Source organism: Arenimonas sp. (genome assembly GCF_019459675.1).
In the GTDB taxonomy this organism is placed as follows: Bacteria; Pseudomonadota; Gammaproteobacteria; order Xanthomonadales; family Xanthomonadaceae; genus Arenimonas.
Genome location: NZ_JAIBFH010000479.1, coordinates 1 through 4,307, shown reverse-complemented (window position 1 = coordinate 4,307; position 4,307 = coordinate 1). Strand labels below are relative to the sequence as shown.

The following is a 4,307-nucleotide window of genomic DNA, read 5'->3' as shown; positions in this document are numbered from 1 at the left end:
AGGCCGACGCCGTCTCCCTCGCCCTCCCCCGATACGCCCCCCCGCGCAATTTAAAATGGGCGGGGGTTTCCCCGCGGGCCCCACTGAACCGCGCAGGGGCACGGGTCAGAATTTCATCTCGGCCCTGAGGTAGAAGAAGCGGCCGCCCGGGATGTCATAGGTGGATGCGTCGTAGCCGTTGAGCGAGCACGACAGGCAAATCGGCGGATCCTTGTCGAACACGTTGTTCACGCCGAAGGTCAGGCGCAGGTCGTTGATCGCGTCGAAGCGATAGCCCACCTGCATGTCGTTGAACGTGGTGGCCTCCAGGATGTTGGTGCTGGTGGCCGGGTTGCTGCAGACCGCAAAGGACACGGCGCGGCCGCAGTCTTCGCGCAGTTCGCTGATGTGGCGCATCGTCCAGGCCGCCGTCCAGTTGCCCAGCGTCCAGTCCAGGGTGGTGTTGGACGTCCACTCCGGGATGGCGCTGTCCACCACCTCGATGCCCGGACCCTGCGGCTGGCGCTGGCCTGCGGCGCCAAAGGCCTCGTACTCGCCGACGAAGGTGTTGCGCCAGCCGAACTTGAACTGGCCGATGTCGGTCTGCGGGAAGGTCCAGAACAGATCAACGTCGAAGCCGTCGGTAGAGATCGAGCCGAGGTTGGTCAGGCGGTTGTTGAAGCCGTTGATGCCGCCCGTGGCGGCACGGGTGATGCCGCTGCAGTAGAGCGGATCGAGCGTCTGCACGCACAGGTTGAGCTGGGTCTGGGCGTCGATGGCCTGGATGGCGCCTTCCACTTCATGGCGGTAGAAGGTGACTTCCAGGTCCACGCGCTCGGCGACCGCCGACTCCTCCAGGAACGACGGGCTCCAGATGAAGCCGGCGGTGAAGCTGTCGGCGAATTCCGGATCCAGCTGGTCGTTGCCGCCCGTGGTGACCGAGATCTGCGGGTTGGGCTGCTGGTAGTTCGCCGGCACGCCCAGCGTGGCGCAGTTGCCGGCCAGGCCGGGGTTGAGCAGCGGCGTCGAGCACGGGTCGTTGATCTGGGCGTCGAAGCGGCTGGCCGAACCGAACAGCTCGCCGATGGACGGCGCGCGGAAGCCTTCGGCGAAGCTGGCGCGCAGCACGAACTCTTCGGCCAGCTGCCAGCGCAGGCCGTACTTGGGCGTGAACTCGGAAATGCCGGTGCTGTAGTCGGAGTAGCGGCCGGCAACGGTGAAGTCGAGCCGGTCGCCCCAGGCCGTGTCGGCGAACACGGGCAGGTTCACTTCGAAATAGAGCTCGCTGACGTCGTAGTCGCCCTGGGTGGGAAGCGAGGGCACGCCGTTGTAGAAGCCGTCGATGGTCAGCTGGTCGGGCGTGTACGAACCGTCCAGGCGGCGATGCTCGATGCCGGTGGCGAAATCGACTGAACCGGCCGGCAGCTCGAACAGGCTGCCCGAGAGGTTGGCGGTGAACAGCGCCAGCTCGTTCTTGCTGCGGTCGCGCACCACCGGGGATATCCAGGCCAGCATCGCCGGCGTGATGGTGCCCGGGCCGTCGAAAATGTTGAGCGGCGTGCAGCCCGCCACCGCGGCGCAGGCCGCGGGGTCGCCCAGGGCCAGGGCGATGTTGCGGATGTCGTAGCTGCCGAAATTGGTCTGCTCGGCCTTGTTCTCGCTGAAGGCGACGTTGACGTCCCAGTACAGCGTGCGCTGGCCGGCGTCGAACACGCCCTCCAGGCCGGCACCGAAATACCAGGTGTCCACTTGCTGTTCGAACACGCGCGCGCCGCCTTCGATCGGGCGGCGGCCGATCAGGATCAGGTTGCGGTTGGCCGCCGGCGTGCTCAGGCGGCCATCGAGGTCGAAGCCGAACGGGTTGAAGGGATTGAAGCGCGAAATGAACATGCCGTCGGAGATCGGGTTGCCGGTACCGGCCTCCGGACCCAGGAACATCGGCTCGGGCGCGGCCTGGTTGGTCGACTCGCGGCGGTTGTACAGCAGCTTGGCGTAGCCGCTGGTGCTGTCGGAGAACTGGAAACGCGCCTGCCCGAACACGCCCAGGCGTTCGGACGGCGTCAGCAGCAGGTTGAACTGGGAGAAGTTGAAGCGATCGGCGGTGGCGAAGCAGTGGTAGCCGTCGGTGCGCACGCAGCCGGTCTGGGTGGGGTCGAACACCGGGTTGTTGTTGCCGGTGTTGGGCGTGAGGTCGTAGGTGACGCCGGTGTTGGGGTCGGTGAAGATGAAGCGGCCCGTGGGTGTGGCCGAGCTGCCGAACGCCACGCCGGTGCCTGGCACCGGGAAGCTGGACTGGGCGCGGTCGCGGGCGAAGATTTCCTGCTGGTCGGTATAGCTGATGCCGGCGAAGAAGTTGGCGCGGTCGGTGTTCTTGCCCCAGGCCAGGTCGATGCTGCCGGTTTCGCCGTCGCCTTCGCCGTAGCCGCCGTACTGCACGCTCAGCGACACGCCGTCGAAGTCCTTGCGGGTGATGATGTTGATGACGCCGGCGATGGCGTCCGAGCCGTACAGCGACGAGGCGCCGTCTTCCAGCACTTCGATGCGGTCAATGATGGCCAGTGGAATGGTGTTGAGGTCGGTGGACGCGCCCACGCCCGAAGCCGAGGCTTCGTTCACCCAGCGGATGCCGTCCACCAGCACCAGCACGCGCTTGGAGCCGAGGTGCCGAAGGTCGGCCTGCGCCGAACCGGCGCCCACGCCGCTGCCGTCGGGCGGGAAACCGAAGTTGCCGCTGGAGTTGAACTTGGTGTTGAGCGCCGAGCCCGAACCCGTCAGCGCCTGGATGACGTCACCTACCGAGGTGAGGCCGCTGCGGTCGATGTCGGCGCGCGTGATGCGCTGCACCGGCACCAGGCCCTCGGCCTCGGCGGTCTTGATGCGCGAACCGGTGACCTCGACGCGGTCGAGGGTCTTCACATCTTCGGACGCGGTGTCCTGTGCGACGGCGGACAGCGGCAGCACGGCGAGCAGCAGTGCGCCGCGTACCGCCATGCTCAGGCGGGAAATTCGGAAGGTGTTCATGGCGGTCCCCAAGGGTTGGTGGAGCCGGGGCCTTGCCCCCAATGCGCCGGCTGGGACCAGATGTAAAGAAAACGTCAAGAGTCGGCAAGACTCCTTTTCACTAACGCTGTCAGTAAGTTAAACAGCGTCAGGGCCCCCACCACAGGCTCGTTCCCACCAGCAGCAGGAAGCCGGCGAACAGCCGGCGCAGCGCCAGGCCGCTGATCCGATGGGCGATTGTCGTACCCAGCGGCGCCGTAAGCACCGACGCGATGGCGATCCCGATCGCCGCCGGTAGGAAAACATAGCCCCAGCTTCCGGCCGGCAGGACGCCCGCCGCAGGGCCGTGGGCGGCATAGCCCGCCGCGCTGGCCAGGGCGATGGCGACGCCACAGGCGCTGGACGTGCCCACGGCGCGCACGGGGCGTACGCCCCGCCAGACCAGCAGGGGCACCGTCATGCTGCCCCCACCGATGCCCACCAGCGCCGACAGCGCGCCGACGAAGCCACCGGCGGCGGTGTAGCCCGGGCCCACGGGGGCATCGGGGCGCTCGGGACGGGCCCGCGGCCAGTCCAGGCCGAGCTGAACGGCCGCCAGGTAGCAGTAAACCGCGATGAAGGCGCGCAGCCAGTCGCCGTCCAGGCGCGTGGCCACCAGGCTGCCCAGCCAGCCCCCCAGCAGCATGCCCGGCACCAGCCACGCCGCCGTGGCCCAGAGCACGCTGCCGCGGCGATGGTGCGCGCGCGCCGACGACAGGCCGGTGAGCACGATGCTGGCCAACGCGGTCGCCAAAGCCACATGCACCGCGTATTGCGCGGGCACGCCCTGGCTGGGCAGCAGCCACACCAGTGCCGCCACCAGCACCAGGCCGCCGCCGATGCCCAGCATTCCCGCCAGCACCCCGGCCACGGCGCCCAGCGCGAGATAGACCGCCCAGGCCAAACTCACGCCGGGCCCGGCCGCTCAGGCGCCATGGGCTAAACTCACAACCATGTCGATGATTCGCCTCAGCACCTTTTTAGTCCTTGCCGTGTCCGCTGTTTCCACCGCGGCGCAGGGCGTCGCGCCCGCCGACCTCTCGCGACAGCGGCCGGCCATCCTGGAAGGCTTCCGCGTGGCCGAGCGGGGAGCCCTGAGCGTACAGGACGTCGCGCGCATCGCCGACCACCCACTGCTGGCTTGGGTGGAGGCCACCGCCATGCGGCGCCAGCTGGCGCACGCCACCGCGCGGGAAGTGCGCGCCGTGCTGGCCCGACATGACGGCCAGCCGGCGGCCGACTGGCTGCGCGACGCCTGGCTGATGGAGCTGGCCAAGCGCGGCGAATGG

Annotated in this window: 3 protein-coding genes; 1 reads left to right on the top strand and 2 read right to left on the bottom strand. The window is 68.4% G+C overall.

The window, feature by feature from the left end; genetic code table 11:
- Positions 1–105 precede the first annotated feature (105 nt).
- Both K0M70_RS15765 and K0M70_RS15760 read right to left on the bottom strand, forming a co-directional pair.
- Positions 106–3,000: a TonB-dependent receptor gene (locus K0M70_RS15765; RefSeq protein ID WP_290783650.1), complete on the bottom strand. Its 2,895-nt coding sequence runs from the start codon at positions 2,998–3,000 to the stop codon at positions 106–108.
- 127 nt (positions 3,001–3,127) lie between these two features.
- Positions 3,128–3,928, bottom strand: a complete 801-nt coding sequence (locus K0M70_RS15760) for a sulfite exporter TauE/SafE family protein (protein ID WP_290783647.1) — start codon at positions 3,926–3,928, stop codon at positions 3,128–3,130.
- Positions 3,929–3,971: 43 nt separating this feature from the next.
- Here K0M70_RS15760 and K0M70_RS15755 point away from each other — a divergent pair.
- Positions 3,972–4,307 (top strand): hypothetical protein (locus K0M70_RS15755; protein WP_290783644.1); only part of this gene is annotated, 336 nt, incomplete at its 3' end.